Origin of the sequence: Novosphingobium colocasiae (assembly GCF_014652555.1) — a bacterium.
Classification (GTDB): Bacteria; Pseudomonadota; Alphaproteobacteria; order Sphingomonadales; family Sphingomonadaceae; genus Novosphingobium; species Novosphingobium colocasiae.
In genome coordinates this window covers 475,455-489,487 of the sequence record NZ_BMZA01000002.1, presented here as the reverse complement: position 1 = coordinate 489,487, position 14,033 = coordinate 475,455, and the positions used below count along the sequence as shown (strand labels likewise).

The window sequence follows — 14,033 nt, the reverse complement described above, 5'->3', positions numbered from 1 at the left end:
GGTTCACATTTCCTTGTCGACCGCGTTCGCAGCGGATTCGACGTCCTTGCCGGCACCGCGGACGGTGTTGCAGGCCGATGCGCCGAGCACGATGCTGGAGGCGACGAGCGCGAGGATGATTTTCTTGGCCATGATCTGGGCTCCTTGGTGAAACAGTCCCCGGATCGTCGATCCGGTTCGGCTCATCCAACACCTGATGCGCCCCGTTGTTCCGCAGTCGGCGAGAGCCGCCGTCGGTTCAGGCTCGTGGCGTCCTCGCCTCGGCACTTTCTTCCATGGCGGCCTCGTCCAGGGCGCTGGTGGGCGAGATGGTGCGGGCAAGGCGGTGTTCGCGCCACACCACGACGAGCCCGGCCCCGATGATGAGCGGCGCGCCGAGCCAGGTCGTCACCTCGGGCAGGTCTTTGAACACCAGCCAGCCATAAAGCGTGGCCCAGATCAGCGCGGTGTAATCCATCACCACCACCGTCGCTACCTGGCCATAGCGCAGCGCCGTGGTGATCAGCATCTGCGCCAGCGTGCCGGTCAGCCCGACCGCCGCAAGCAGTGCCCATTCCACCGGCCCGTGCGGCCGGCCGAAGAAGGGCAGCAGCACGGCCGTGAACAGCCCACCGAACAGCGCGAAGTAAAAGACGCAGGCGATCGGCGCTTCGGTGCGCGCGAGATCCCGGATCTGGAAGCTGACGATCGAGATGACGAGCCCCGCGCCGGTCCCGGCAATCAGGCCGAGCGCGGGTACCGGTGGCCCGTTACCCGGCTGCGCCATTACCAGCACGCCCATAAACCCCAGCACGACTGCCGCCCAGCGCCAGACCCCCACCGTATCGCGCAGCACCAGCGCGGTGATGAGCACCGCGAACAGCGGCGTCGTGAAGCTCAGCGTGGTCGCCTCCGGCAGCGGCAGCAGGGTGTTGGCGGCGACATTGCAGCACAGCCCGAACGTGCCGACCGCCGCGCGCAGCGCATGGCTGCCGATGCGGCGGGTCTTGAGCGTCGGCAGCTTTCGTGCGCCGGCCAGCCAGATCAGGATCAGCGGGGCCGCCATCGCCTGCCGCCAGAACACCAGTTCGGGGATCGACACCCCGTTCTGCCATGCCAGCTTCATCAGCATGAACATGGTCGACAGCAGCACCATCGCCATAACGCGGATCGCCAGCGCGAGCAGCGGCCGGTCTTGCTGATGAGAGGCGGTGGGGGCAGGCACCGATTGTGCTTTATAGCGCGCGACTGCCAAGGCAAGGGCGGCTGATGGACGAATCGGTGCGATGGATGGCGATCGGCGGCGGCGTGGCGGCAGCGCTGGCGGTGATCGCCTGGTGGGGTGACCGGCGGCGGCGCAACCGGCGCGATCCCGATCGCGTCGGCTGCATGCCGTGGACCGGGTTGTTCTTCTTCGCGCTGCTGGCGGCGGTTATCCTGCTCGGCGTGTCCGGCAAGCTCTGGCTGAACGGCTGAAACTCAGTCGTGCCGCTTCGCCGGTGATCGCGCGGAGGCGCGGAGGCGCAGAGGTGTTGCGTGATGGCGCAGCCTTCCTCCCCGATTCGACGTCGAGACAAACGCATCGTGGAAAGGGAAAGCCGCGCTGCGGCAAGCTGGACATCTCTGCGCCTTCGCGCCTCCGCGTGAACCTTTTTTCTTCGCTGGCTAAGGTGACAAAGGTTACAGGGTGTAACTTTCGGAATTGAAATATTTCATATTTAAATCAGTTTCTTACGCGCAGAAAATTGCGAAGTTTACACTTTCGGACCTGCGAAAAAATGTCACGTTCCAACGATGGGAAAGAGCAAGGCGCAGGGGCGCCGTTGCGGATTATGCCGCAGGTTTCGGGTGTAGGAAACATGTGAGGCGCGCGAGGGTCGCGAGCGGTGGTGACCGCCCCGGATCGCTTCGCCTTGCGGCGTGCGATGACTGGCAGGAGTTCCGATCAGCGGGCCGTGGCGTGGGCCGGGAGGCGGCCAAGGCCGCTCTCCCGGCGTCAGGCGATCAGAGGCAGGCTTCCAGATAGGCCTGATCGAAGCCGAACTGGCGGGCCTTTTCCAGCGTATAGGGGCGCAGGCCCGAACTGCGGAATTCGCCCAGGATCTTGCCGTCGTCAGTCTCGTCCAGATACTCGAACTTGAACAGTTCCTGGGTGACGATGACCTCGCCTTCCATGCCGATCACTTCGGTGATGTTGGTGGTGCGGCGCGAACCGTCGCGCAGGCGCTTGACCTGGACGATCAGATCGACCGATTCGGCGATCTGGCGGCTGATGGCTTCCTTGGGGATCTTGATGTCGCCCATAAGGATCATGTTTTCCATACGGCCCAGGCATTCGCGCGGACTGTTGGCGTGGAGCGTACACATCGAGCCATCGTGGCCGGTGTTCATCGCGGCCAACAGGTCGAAACATTCCGCGCCGCGAATTTCGCCCAGGATGATGCGGTCAGGACGCATACGCAGGGCGTTCTTGACGAGATCGCCGATGGTGATCGCGCCTTGGCCTTCCAGGTTCGGCGGCCGGGTTTCGAGCGGCAGCCAGTGCGGCTGCTGCAGGCGAAGTTCGGCCGCGTCTTCGATGGTCAGCACGCGCTCGCCCGGATCGATCATCTTCGACAGGGCGTTGAGCATGGTCGTCTTACCGGAACCGGTACCGCCCGAAATCACGACGTTCATCCGGCACGCGCCCGCAATCTTGAGCGTGGTGGCCATCTTTTCGCTCATCGAGCCGAATTCCTTCAGCATATCGATGGTGATCGGCTTCTCGGAGAACTTACGAATCGAGATCGCGGTGCCGCGCAGCGACAGCGGCGGCACGATGACGTTGACGCGGCTGCCGTCCTTGAGGCGGGCGTCGGCCAGCGGTGTGGTTTGGTCGACGCGGCGGCCGACCTGGTTGACTATGCGCTGGGCGATCTGGAACAGGTGCTGTTCGTCGCGGAACTTGGTGCTGGCGAGCTGGAGCCGGCCCTTCTTTTCGATGTAGGTCTGGTTCGGGCCGTTGACCATGATGTCCGAGATATCGGGATCGTTCAGCAGCTCTTCCAGCGGGCCGAAGCCGAGCAGTTCGTCGATCAGCACCTTTTCGAGCGCGAACTGTTCGCGCCGGTTGAAGGTGATCTTCAGTTCGGCCAGCACTTCGACGATGATCGGGCGGAATTCTTCGGAAAGCTCGTCCTTGGTCAGCGTCGCCGCCGCTTCTGGATCGACCCGTTCCAGCAGACGGGGCAGGACCTGTTCCTTGATCTTGTGGATCGAGGCTTCGAAGCCGCCCTGGTCGTTAGCGGTATCGTGAACCGCGTTGGCCCGATCGGCCAGCCGGGTCATGGCATCGTCGCGCATGGTCTGCGAATTGCCCATGTCCCCGCCGGGGATCGGCGGGAACTGGTCGCCGGGCATCGGTACCCCGCCGGGAACCGGTGCGCCTTGCGCCTTGTCTGCCGCGCCGCCCTTGAGCGGTTTCGCCACGCCGAAGGCCGGGCGTGCGCCCTGGCCCATTCCGCTCACTCCGTTGCGTCGCCCGAATGCCGTCATCTGCTGCGAAACCTTCTATCGCTCCGGGGCCAACCCGGAACAAACCGTTGCGAATGACGTCGAACATTAAGGTTGAAACTTTGATAACTTCCTAATGCCCGCAACTATGGAGCAATTCGTAAACGTGACGCGCGAAACGCGATGGTCGAACAGCCCATGACAGCGGCCCAAACCGGCGGAAACGGCGGGGAAGGGTGCTGCTGGCTGTGCGCCCGGCCGCTGGGGCAGCGGGTGGAGTGGCACCACCCGATTCCCAGGAGTCGGGGCGGACGCGCCACGGTGCCCCTGCACCCCATCTGCCACCGCACGATCCATGCGCTGTTTACCAATTCCCAACTGGCCAAGCTGCCGCCCGAGCCGGCGGCGTTGGCCGATGAGCCGGCGATGGTGCGGTTCCTGTGCTGGATCGCATCGAAGCCGCCGGACTTCCACGCCGCCACCGCCAGGCGGCGCTGAGCGGTCAGGGGGCGCAGCGGCTGTAGACGGTCTGGGTGACCGGCCCGTCCTTGTCGGACAGGGCAAAGGCGCGCACCGTGCGGCAGCGGCGAACATAGGCGTTGACCGCCGCCAGGTTGGCCTCGTTCACCGGGTTGGCGCGCAGCGGATCCTGGATCACCACGGTTTCGGGCCGGGCGGCGAGGATGCGGCGCATTTCGGCCACTTCATCGATCCCGCTCGATCCGGCTTCGGCACCATCGTAGAGGTGGCGCGGGAAGGCGAGGATCGAAGGGGGACGCGCGCCGATGCGGGCATAGAGGAGGCTGGTATGGCCGATGACCAGCAGCCGCCGGTGTGGCGTTTCGGCACGGACATGGCGCTCGAACGCGGCGAGCTGGGTGCGCGCGCGCCAGCGGGTGGGCAGTTCGTAGATATGCGCGAAGGCCAGCGAACTGATGACGATCGCGGCCAGCAGCAAGGGCGCGATCGAGCGCTGCTGGTAAAACCCAACGCCCAGCACGCAGAGCGGGGCGAGCATCGGCAGCGCATAGTTGGTGAAGATGTTGGGATAGCCCAGCACCGCCCCGAACGAGACCAGGCACCAGCCGAACAGGAACCGCAGCGCCGGGGAAGGTTGCGCTTGCGTGCGCCGCCGGTCCGCCTCGCCCAGCACGGCGCACAGGATCGGCAGGCCAAGCTGGCCGAGCAGCGCCAGCGCGCGCATCGTTCGTTCATGCGGGTGGAGGTTCTGGCGGTGGAAATTGCTCGCCACCGTCGCCTGCCACAGATCGGCGAAATGCCCGAGGTGGAGATACCACAGCCCGGTCAGCAGCCACGGCAGGCTCCCCGCCAGCGCCGCCATCGCGAGAGCCGCAACCAGCCGCCCCGGTGCCATGCCGCTGCGCCACAGCAGCACGGCGATCGTCGCCCCGAACCACAGGCTTTCGAACAGCGCCGTGGGCTTGAAGGCGATCGCCAGCCCCGCCGCCGCCATTCCGGCGACGACGCGCAGGGGCAGGGTTCCGGTGCGCAGGGCATCCAGCCGGGTGGCCACGGACCACGCCGCCAGCATCATCAGCGGGTTGTAGAATACCGCCGCTTCCCCGGTCGAACCGTCGAACCGGATCATCAGCGCCAGATAGGCGGTCGCCGCCATGAATGCGCCGCGCCGGCCGCCGATCAGACGTGACAAGGCATAGACCCAGCAAGCCCCGGCCGCTGCCGCCAGCGCCGCCGCCAGTTGCCACGCCAGCGGGGCGTGTGAAACCATCGCGATCAGGGCATAGAGCGCGAACAGGGCCGGGCCCTTGCGATCCCAGATATCGACGTAAAGCAGGTCGCCGGCGGCCATCCTCTGGCCGACCAGGGCATAGAACTGGTCGTCGCTGTACCAGTTCCAGTCGCCCAGCACCGGCCAGCGCAGTACCAGCGCGACGAGGATGAAGAGGGCAAAGCGTGCCGCCGGACGGGTGTCCACCGCGCCGGCCAGCCGCGCGGCGGGCATTTCCGCTGCTATCACTTCGTCACGCGCCATCGCCCCACCATTCTCCGGCTATTGCGACGGGCATAGCGGCGGCGTTCGCGGAAAGCGAGATAGGCGGGGCGGGCTGGTCGTCTGGGGTCACGCGGAGGCGCGACGGCGCGGAGGTGTGACGGGAAGCAAGCGATCCTCCCTCTTCGTCTTTCCCGCGAACGCGGGAACCCAACTGGAACGCCAGGAGATGGGTCCCCGCGTGCGCGGGGATAACGAGGGGGGAGGTGACAAAAAAGGCGCTCCCGGTTTCCCGGAAGCGCCCTTTGATGCTCACATGGGGTGTGAAGCTCTTGAGGCCGTTCTAGCCGCAAGGTGTTAAAGATGTCCTAACGGGCATCGCGATCAGCGTCGTGGCGGCAAGAAGGGCGCACCCGTTGCCGCAAGCCATCATGCCGGGGACCGCATGGGCCGTCGGGTTATTCGGAAACGTGCTCGGCGAGGACAGTCAGGCCGGCATCGCCCACTTCGGCAAACCCGCCGGTGATGCGGATTTCCTCGGGCGCGCCGTTTTCGGTGCGATAGACCTTGAGCGCGCCGTCCGCGATGGTCGACATGAAGGGCGCATGGCCTTCCAGCACGCCGAACTCACCCTCGGTGCCGGGAACGACCACCATGTGGACGTCTTCCGAACGAACGAGCTTGGCCGGCGTGACGAGTTCGAAGTGAAGCGGCATCTGCAATCTCCCCCTCCGTTGACCGGAGGGTCTGAAATCTCCCCTCCCGCTGGCGGGAGGGGCTGGGGGAGGGCCTGTCGATCGGTAGGAAGGGTGCCCACATGCCCTCCCCTCACCCCTCCCGCAAGCGGGAGGGGAAATTGGCGAGCGCCTGCGCTACGCGCGGCGCGCGTTGGATCAGGCCTCTTCAGCCAGCTTTTTGGCCTTGGCGACCGCTTCGTCGATGCCGCCGACCATGTAGAACGCGGCTTCGGGCAGGTGGTCATACTCGCCATCGACGACCGCCTTGAACGACTTCACGGTATCCTCGATCTGCACGAACTTGCCCGAGATGCCGGTGAACACTTCGGCCACGTGGAACGGCTGCGAGAGGAAGCGCTGGATCTTGCGGGCGCGGGCGACCGTGATCTTGTCCTCTTCCGACAGCTCGTCCATGCCCAGGATGGCGATGATGTCCTGCAGCGACTTGTACTTCTGCAGGGTTTCCTGGACGCGGCGCGCGGTTTCGTAGTGCTCGGCACCGACGACGCGCGGCTCGAGAACGCGGCTGGTGGAGTCGAGCGGATCGACCGCCGGGTAGATGCCCAGCTCCGAGATGGCGCGGTTCAGCGTGGTCGTGGCGTCAAGGTGCGCGAACGAGGTGGCCGGTGCAGGGTCGGTAAGGTCGTCGGCGGGGACGTAGATCGCCTGGACCGAAGTGATCGAGCCCTTGGTGGTCGAGGTGATGCGCTCCTGCAGCGCGCCCATGTCGGTCGACAGGGTCGGCTGATAGCCCACGGCCGAAGGAATACGGCCGAGCAGCGCCGACACTTCGGCACCGGCCTGGGTGAAGCGGAAGATGTTGTCCACGAAGAACAGCACGTCCTGGCCTTCCTGGTCGCGGAAGTATTCGGCCATGGTCAGACCCGACAGGGCGACGCGGGCGCGGGCACCCGGGGGCTCGTTCATCTGACCGAACACGAGGGCGACCTTGGAGCCTTCCGAAGTGGCGTTGCCTTCGGCGTCCTTGGCGATAACGCCGGCGTCGAGGAATTCGTGATAAAGGTCGTTGCCTTCACGGGTCCGTTCACCGACGCCCGCGAATACCGAGACGCCGCCGTGGCCCTTGGCGATGTTGTTGATCAGTTCCTGGATCAGCACGGTCTTGCCGACGCCGGCACCGCCGAACAGGCCGATCTTGCCGCCCTTGGCGTAAGGGGCCAGCAGGTCAATGACCTTGATGCCGGTGACGAGGATCGCCGCTTCGGTCGACTGGTCGACGAATTCGGGAGCCTTGGCGTGGATCGGCGCGAACATGTCCGAGCCGACCGGGCCACGTTCGTCGATCGGGTCGCCGACGACGTTCATGATGCGGCCGAGCGTCTTCGGGCCGACCGGCACCGAGATCTGCTTGCCGGTGTTGCTGACCGGCTGGCCGCGGGTCAGGCCGTCAGTGCCGTCCATGGCGATGGTGCGCACGGTGTTCTCACCGAGGTGCTGGGCGACTTCGAGAACCAGCTTCTGGCCGTTGTTCTCGGTCTCCAGCGCGGAGAGGATGGCGGGCAGCTCGCCTTCGAAGGTCACGTCGACGACGGCGCCGATGACCTGGCTGATCTTGCCGGTGGTGGTAAGGTTGAGCACGGGTGCGGTGGCCATTATTGGTTCCTTGCCTGCGGTTTAGAGCGCTTCCGCGCCCGCGATGATTTCGACGAGTTCGGTGGTGATCGCAGCCTGACGGGTGCGGTTGTAGACGATGGTCAGCTTCTTGATGAGATCGCCGGCGTTGCGCGTGGCGTTGTCCATGGCTGTCATCGATGCGCCCTGTTCGGACGCGGCGTTTTCGAGCAGCGCGCCGAAGAGCTGGGTCTTCAGATAGCGCGGCAGCAGCGCGGCGAGGATTTCCTCCTCGTCGGGTTCGTATTCGGTGACCGCATCGGCCTGGACCGCCGCCGCCTTGGGGGCGGGGACCGGGATGATCTGCTGGCTGGTCGGCTCCTGCACCAGCGCCGAGCGGAACTTGGAATAGAACAGGTGCGCGACGTCGAACTTGCCAGCTTCGTACATGGCGACGAGTTCATCGGCGACGCGCTCGGCTTCGTTGAAGCCGGGTTCGCGCACGTCGGTGGTGTCGAACATGTGAGCGATCTGCTTGGGATATTCGCGCCGGATCACGGCACGGCCCTTGCGGCCGATCAGGTAGAACAGCACGGTCTTGCCGGCCGCTTCCAGCTCGATCGCCTTGGCGCGCGCGGCACGCACGATGTTCGAGTTGAACGCTCCGCACAGGCCCTTGTCCGAATTGGCGACGACGAGCAGGTGTACCTGATCGCTGCCGGTTCCGGCGAGCAGCTTGGGGCTGTTCTCGCTGACCGTGATCTTGGACGACAGCGAGCCCATCACCTCGGCCAGACGCTGGGCATAGGGACGCGCGGCTTCCGCCGCGGCCTGCGCCTTGCGCAGCTTGGCCGCGGCGACCATCTGCTTGGCCTTGGTGATCTTCTGGGTCGATTTGACCGAGTTGATGCGGCCTTTGAGTTCCTTGAGCGAAGCCACTCAAACTTCTCCTCTTTCGTCATTCCCGCGAAAGCGGGAACCCAACTGATACGTCCCGGGATGGGTCCCCGCCTGAGCGGGGATGACGACAGTGGTTTTCAATACGCGCGTAAGACTTACGCGAACTGCTTGGCGAAGGCGTCGAGCGCGACCTTGGTCTTGCTCTTGGCTTCGTCACCGAAGTCCTTGGTCGAGCGGATCAGCGCGAGAACGTCGGCATGCTTTTCGTGCATGAAGCTGAGCATTTCGGCTTCGTACTCGGTCACCTTCGAAACCGGCAGGTTATCGAGGTAGCCATTGGTGCCGGCGAAGATCGACAGCGTCTGCTCTTCGAACGAAAGCGGCGAGAACTGCTTCTGCTTGAGCAGTTCGGTCAGGCGCGCGCCACGGTTGAGCAGCTTCTGGGTCGAAGCGTCGAGGTCCGAGCCGAACTGCGCGAAGGCCGCCATTTCGCGGTACTGCGCCAGCTCCAGCTTGATCGAGCCGGCAACCTTCTTCATCGCCTTGGTCTGGGCCGAACCGCCGACGCGGCTGACCGAGAGGCCGACGTTGATGGCCGGACGGATGCCCTGGTAGAACAGGCCCGTTTCAAGGAAGATCTGGCCGTCGGTGATCGAGATCACGTTGGTCGGGATGTAGGCCGAAACGTCGCCCGCCTGGGTTTCGATGATCGGCAGCGCGGTGAGCGAGCCATTGCCGTTCTCGTCGTTCATCTTCGCGGCGCGCTCGAGCAGGCGGCTGTGGAGATAGAACACGTCGCCCGGATAGGCTTCGCGGCCCGGCGGGCGGCGCAGCAGCAGCGACATCTGGCGATAGGCGACGGCCTGCTTGGAAAGGTCGTCATAGACGATCACGGCGTGCATGCCGTTGTCGCGGAAGAATTCGCCCATCGCCGCACCGGTGTAGGGCGCGAGGTACTGCAGCGGGGCCGGTTCCGAAGCGGTGGCGGCGATGACGATGGAGTATTCCATCGCGCCGTTTTCTTCGAGCTGGCGCACGATCTGCGCGACGGTGGAGCGCTTCTGGCCGACCGCGACGTAGATGCAGTAAAGCTTCTTGCTCTCGTCGTCGCCCTGGTTGGCTTCCTTCTGGTTGATGAAGGTGTCGATCGCGACGGCGGTCTTGCCGGTCTGGCGGTCACCGATGATCAGTTCGCGCTGGCCGCGGCCCACGGGCACCAGGGCGTCGATCGCCTTGAGGCCGGTCTGCACGGGTTCGTGCACCGACTTGCGCGGGATGATGCCGGGAGCCTTGGCTTCGACGCGGCGGCGTTCGGTGTAGGCGATCGGGCCCTTGCCGTCGATCGGGTTGCCGAGCGCATCGACGACGCGGCCGAGCAGGCCCTTGCCGATCGGCACGTCGACGATGGTGCCGGTGCGCTTGACGTCGTCGCCTTCCTTGATCTCGGCGTCCGAGCCGAAGATCACGACGCCGACGTTATCGGCTTCGAGGTTGAGCGCCATGCCCTGTACGCCGTTCGAGAATTCGACCATCTCGCCGGCCTGGACCTGATCGAGGCCGTGGATGCGGGCGATGCCGTCACCGACCGACAGAACCGAGCCGACTTCGGAAACCTGGGCTTCGGTGCCGAAGCTGGCGATCTGGTCCTTGATGACCTTCGAGATTTCTGCTGCGCGGATATCCATTGTTCTGCCTTTCTTAGCCCTTCATGGCCTGGGCGAGCGAATTGAGACGGGTGCGGATCGAGCTGTCGATTCGCTTGGAGCCGATGGTGACGACGAGGCCACCCAACAGGTCCGGTTCGACGCTGGTGCTGATCTTGACGGAGCGACCCTCGCGGGCCTCCAGCTTCTGGCGCAGTTGCTCGATCTGGGTGTCGTCGAGCGGGTGGGCCGAGGCGACCACGGCAGTGGCCTCGCCGCGCTGGGCGGCGGCGATCGCGGCGAAGGCGCGAATGATTTCGGGCAGCGCGGACAGGCGGCGGTTGCCGGCGAGCACGCCCAGGAAATTGCGGGTCAGGGGCGAGAGGCCGAGGACATCCGCGATCGCGGAGACGGCCTTGTTCGCCACATCACGGCTGACCTTGGGATTGCGAATCAGCGTCGCGAATTCGGCGCTCTGCGCCAGGCTGCTGCCGATGGCTTCCAGATCGGCTTCGACGGCCGAGACAAAACCCTGTTCACTGGCGAGATCGAACAGCGCAGAGGCATAGCGTCCCTGCAAGCTGGCCTTGATTCCCCCTGAATTCTCCACGCCTGATCTATCCTCGCACTTCGGGTGGGCTGGGGCACAAAAAGACACTCCGGAAAAAGTGCATCCGGCCCGCAGTCGGGGCGCGCATAGCGACGATTGTGCTGCGATGCAAGGCGGGGCCTCGGCGAATTACCGATGCGGTGGACAGTGAACCGGATCGGCGCTGGCGCGGCTGCCATGGTGCGGCGCAGAAACCGCGCGGAACCGGCACTCGTGCCACCGGCGCGCGCCGGGAAAACGGCGGGGACCGGCCACATTGTCCTTTGGTAGCAAGCGGCGGGAAGCCTCGCCGCAGGCTTCTGTCTAAACCTTGCGCGAAGTTCAGCGCCGGCCACGAAGAGAGAGGTTCGGCATGCGGAAAGGAATGCGCTATGCTGGCGATGATGGACTGTGCGGAGGATGATCTGGAGGTGCGCCGCTGGCAGGCGGTGTTGGCGCGCGACCGGAGCTGGGACGGGCGTTTCGTCACGGGGGTACTGACCACCGGCATCTACTGTCGCCCCTCGTGCCCGGCACGCCACCCGCGCCGTGAGAACGTGGCGTTCTTCGCTGCGCCGCAAGACGCGGAGGCGGCGGGGCTGCGGGCGTGCCTGCGCTGCCGTCCGCAGGACCTCTCGCGCGACGAGATCGCGGTGGGCCGGGCGATCGAACTGATCCGGACCTGCGAAGGCCCCCCGGCGCTCGATTGGCTGGCGACCGAGACCGGTTATTCCCCCGCCCATTTCCAGCGCCTGTTCAAACGCGCCATCGGCCTGAGCCCGGCAGCCTATGCCCGTGCCTTGCGGTTCGAGCGCGCGGTCGATGCGCTGAGCGACGGGGCCCGCGTTACCGATGCGGTTTACGAAGCGGGGTTCGGCGCGCCGTCGAGATTTTATGAGGCAAGCGAGGAGAAGCTGGGCATGACGCCATCGGCATGGCGCGAAGGCGGGCGCGGAACGACGATCCGCTGGGCGGTGGTGCCCACGACTTTGGGGGCGATGCTGGTCGCCGCTACCGACAAGGGCGTGTGCCGCGTAGCCTTTGAAGAGGGGCACGCCGAGCTGGCGGCGCGGTTCCCCAAGGCCAAACTGGTGGCAGGCGATGCGCCGTTCGCGGCGTTGCTAGAACAGGTGTTGGCCGCCGTTGAGCGCCCCGGCAGTTCCGCCGCGATCCCGCTCGACGTGCAGGGGACGGCGTTTCAGGAAGCGGTGTGGCGCGAACTGCAGCGCATCCCCGCCGGCGAAACCCGCAGCTACGCCCAGATCGCCGCCGCGATCGGCCGCCCCGGCGCAGTGCGCGCGGCCGGATCGGCCAATGGTGCCAACAACGTGGCGGTGCTGATCCCGTGCCACCGGGTGGTGCGCTCGGACGGCTCGCTCGGCGGCTATGCCTATGGCGAGGCGATCAAGGCCGAACTGCTGAGGCGTGAACGCGGAAGATAAGGTTCCGCGAGAGGCAGGGACGGGCCCGCAATTTATTTCTTCGCCGGCTCCGCTTCGGCCGTCGCAGTTTCTAGAGCCTTGAGTTCGGCATCGATGGGCGTTGAGCCGAGTTTGGCCCGTTCCATTTCGGCGAGGGCATGGAGGGGGGCCAGCGAACCGCCGGCGTGCGGGTTGAAGGCGATGGTCTTCAGGAGGTTTTCGGCAGCACGGTACTGGCCCTCCTCGGCGAGGGCGAAGGCGTATTCGAACGTCACCTCGTTCACTTCGGGGATCGTCCCGAAAGCCTGCGCGAGGGCGTCCTTGGCCGCTTTCGGCACCGTTACCCCCTGACGCCTGAAGCTCATGTAGTAGTCAAACAGAGGGGCAGGGTCGTCAGGGGAAAGGCGGTTCGCGGCGGAGATGTACCCGCGAGCCTTTTTCCAGCCATCCTTGTCATCGCCCGGCAGCGTCTCGATCATCAGGCGACCCTTGAAATCGAGCGCGCGCCGTTGCGCCGGGTTCAGCGCAATGGCGCGATCAAGCGCGGCGAAGGCTGCAGCGTAGCGCTTCGGGTCAACGTCGAAATCGTCTTCCTCCTCGTCTTCCTCTTCGCCTTCCGCAACCGGCGGCTTGGCTTCGCCCTTCGCGGCCAAGGCAGCCTTCCGCGCAGCCCGATATTCCTCCAGCACGACTTCGTGCTCGGCGTAAGCCAGTTCGAGCGCTATATTGGCATTGTTGGGAAATTTCGCTGACAGTGCCGCCAGTCCGTTACGGGTCCGAACAGGGTTGGTCGAGGATTTGCGGGCCATGGTCAGCTCGACCAGCTTGCTGTCATCGGCGTTCAAGGTGCTGATCGCCATGGCTGTCTCGTAATCGAGCGGCATCGTCGATTTCTTGTAGATCAGCTTCCCGCCGCGGTATTTGTTCACCGTTGCCTTGAAGGCTTTCATGTCGCCAAAAGCCTCCGTCGCTGCGACCCGGGGAGGCGTGCCCTGGCCGAAGGCCCTGAGGTATGTATCAAGCTTCTTACGGTATTCCGGAGTGGAAAAGAGCATGTGAACCGTGAGCCATCCGAATGCGTAGAGGCCGTAACGGTTGCTCGCTCTGCCTTTGAGTTCGTTATAGACCATGGCATCGACCGGATAGCTGCGAGTGTCGGCCACCAGGTCGTAATTCCGGTGAAATGCCGGGAAGCCGTATGTCCAACTGCCATCGTTGTTGAACTGCATAGTCGAGACGTATTCCGCAAACCCCTCGCTGAACCAGGTCGGGTAGGAATAGTTGAAATTGCGATACATCATGTGATGGGCATATTCGTGGAACAGCACGGTCAACCCGTCCAACGCGAACTTGTTAGCCTTGCGATCCCGGTTGGCGATAGCAAAGCTGCCGTCAAGCGAAGGGCTGTAGAACCCCGCAGTGTGCTGGTCGCCGTGCAGTCTGCCGACATCATCGGCATCGGCCACGAGATAAATCTCAAGGCGATTGGGGTTGGCGTCTTTAGGCAGGTTCAGGAGGAAGCGTAACGCCGCGTCGAACTTTTCCAGCTTCGTCGCGTATTCGCGAAGCTGGCTTTCGCTGCCGCTGCTGTAGAGGATGAAGTTGTGCGTATCCGCCCGCATCCAGGTAGCGGCGCAGGCGGGGGCGGAGACGAGCGCCGCCAACAAGATCGCAGCCGACTTCCACAAAGTCCCCAGCACGTTTCACCCCATATAACGCCGGGCTGGG

The 14,033-nt window shown here is 64.9% G+C and carries 13 protein-coding genes; 3 read left to right on the top strand and 10 right to left on the bottom strand.

The annotated features are described in order from the left end of the window. Positions 1-3 precede the first annotated feature (3 nt). Together IE122_RS18490 and IE122_RS06095 are read right to left on the bottom strand one after the other, a co-directional pair. Complete coding sequence (locus IE122_RS18490; protein ID WP_268249004.1) at positions 4-132, bottom strand: hypothetical protein; 129 nt, start codon at positions 130-132, stop codon at positions 4-6. Between the two features lie 106 nt (positions 133-238). After that, a complete protein-coding gene (locus IE122_RS06095; RefSeq protein WP_229813810.1) occupies positions 239-1,204 on the bottom strand; it encodes a DMT family transporter in 966 nt (321 codons plus the stop codon). A 44-nt stretch (positions 1,205-1,248) separates the two neighbouring features. Between IE122_RS06095 and IE122_RS06090 the strand changes: the two genes are divergently transcribed. Further along, complete coding sequence (locus IE122_RS06090; protein ID WP_189620191.1) at positions 1,249-1,455, top strand: hypothetical protein; 207 nt, start codon at positions 1,249-1,251, stop codon at positions 1,453-1,455. Between the two features lie 528 nt (positions 1,456-1,983). On the opposite strand, the gene IE122_RS06085 is transcribed toward IE122_RS06090, so the two are convergent. Then, positions 1,984-3,513 (bottom strand): TadA family conjugal transfer-associated ATPase, encoded by a 1,530-nt coding sequence (locus tag IE122_RS06085; RefSeq protein WP_189620190.1) that lies wholly within the window; start codon positions 3,511-3,513, stop codon positions 1,984-1,986. A 156-nt stretch (positions 3,514-3,669) separates the two neighbouring features. Between IE122_RS06085 and IE122_RS06080 the strand changes: the two genes are divergently transcribed. After that, entirely contained in the window at positions 3,670-3,969 is a 300-nt protein-coding gene (locus tag IE122_RS06080) for an HNH endonuclease (protein WP_189620189.1), read from the top strand. A 4-nt stretch (positions 3,970-3,973) separates the two neighbouring features. Here IE122_RS06080 and IE122_RS06075 read toward each other — a convergent pair whose 3' ends face one another. The 6 genes from IE122_RS06075 to IE122_RS06050 all read right to left on the bottom strand — a co-directional run bounded on the left by IE122_RS06075 (position 3,974) and on the right by IE122_RS06050 (position 10,905). Further along, positions 3,974-5,485 (bottom strand): hypothetical protein, encoded by a 1,512-nt coding sequence (locus tag IE122_RS06075; RefSeq protein ID WP_189620188.1) that lies wholly within the window; start codon positions 5,483-5,485, stop codon positions 3,974-3,976. A gap of 416 nt (positions 5,486-5,901) precedes the next feature. Continuing rightward, the gene (locus IE122_RS06070; RefSeq protein WP_189620187.1) at positions 5,902-6,159 is read right to left on the bottom strand and encodes an ATP synthase F1 subunit epsilon; all 258 of its coding nucleotides are present in this window, start codon (positions 6,157-6,159) and stop codon (positions 5,902-5,904) included. A 177-nt stretch (positions 6,160-6,336) separates the two neighbouring features. Further along, on the bottom strand, positions 6,337-7,794 hold the full coding sequence (gene atpD / locus IE122_RS06065; RefSeq protein ID WP_189620186.1) for a F0F1 ATP synthase subunit beta: 1,458 nt from the start codon (positions 7,792-7,794) through the stop codon (positions 6,337-6,339). 21 nt (positions 7,795-7,815) lie between these two features. Then, the gene (locus IE122_RS06060; RefSeq protein ID WP_189620185.1) at positions 7,816-8,691 is read right to left on the bottom strand and encodes a F0F1 ATP synthase subunit gamma; all 876 of its coding nucleotides are present in this window, start codon (positions 8,689-8,691) and stop codon (positions 7,816-7,818) included. Positions 8,692-8,807: 116 nt separating this feature from the next. After that, a complete protein-coding gene (gene atpA, locus IE122_RS06055) occupies positions 8,808-10,337 on the bottom strand; it encodes a F0F1 ATP synthase subunit alpha (protein ID WP_189620184.1) in 1,530 nt (509 codons plus the stop codon). Between the two features lie 13 nt (positions 10,338-10,350). Beyond that, positions 10,351-10,905: a F0F1 ATP synthase subunit delta gene (locus IE122_RS06050; protein ID WP_189620183.1), complete on the bottom strand. Its 555-nt coding sequence runs from the start codon at positions 10,903-10,905 to the stop codon at positions 10,351-10,353. A 371-nt stretch (positions 10,906-11,276) separates the two neighbouring features. Here IE122_RS06050 and ada point away from each other — a divergent pair, with 371 nt between their 5' ends. Beyond that, positions 11,277-12,326, top strand: coding sequence for a bifunctional DNA-binding transcriptional regulator/O6-methylguanine-DNA methyltransferase Ada (gene ada, locus IE122_RS06045; protein ID WP_229813808.1), 1,050 nt, complete (start codon positions 11,277-11,279; stop codon positions 12,324-12,326). 32 nt (positions 12,327-12,358) lie between these two features. Here the strand turns inward: ada and IE122_RS06040 are convergent, their stop codons facing one another. Continuing rightward, positions 12,359-13,972, bottom strand: a complete 1,614-nt coding sequence (locus IE122_RS06040) for a tetratricopeptide repeat protein (protein WP_229813805.1) — start codon at positions 13,970-13,972, stop codon at positions 12,359-12,361. Positions 13,973-14,033: the final 61 nt, after the last annotated feature.

Coding starts and splice junctions, on each gene's coding strand:
- IE122_RS18490 (WP_268249004.1), bottom strand. CDS start 132: ATGGCCAAGAAAATCATCCTCGCGCTCGTCGCCTCCAGCATCGTGCTC.
- IE122_RS06090 (WP_189620191.1), top strand. CDS start 1,249: ATGGACGAATCGGTGCGATGGATGGCGATCGGCGGCGGCGTGGCGGCA.
- IE122_RS06085 (WP_189620190.1), bottom strand. CDS start 3,513: ATGACGGCATTCGGGCGACGCAACGGAGTGAGCGGAATGGGCCAGGGC.
- IE122_RS06080 (WP_189620189.1), top strand. CDS start 3,670: ATGACAGCGGCCCAAACCGGCGGAAACGGCGGGGAAGGGTGCTGCTGG.
- IE122_RS06075 (WP_189620188.1), bottom strand. CDS start 5,485: ATGGCGCGTGACGAAGTGATAGCAGCGGAAATGCCCGCCGCGCGGCTG.
- IE122_RS06070 (WP_189620187.1), bottom strand. CDS start 6,159: ATGCCGCTTCACTTCGAACTCGTCACGCCGGCCAAGCTCGTTCGTTCG.
- atpD (WP_189620186.1), bottom strand. CDS start 7,794: ATGGCCACCGCACCCGTGCTCAACCTTACCACCACCGGCAAGATCAGC.
- atpA (WP_189620184.1), bottom strand. CDS start 10,337: ATGGATATCCGCGCAGCAGAAATCTCGAAGGTCATCAAGGACCAGATC.
- ada (WP_229813808.1), top strand. CDS start 11,277: ATGCTGGCGATGATGGACTGTGCGGAGGATGATCTGGAGGTGCGCCGC.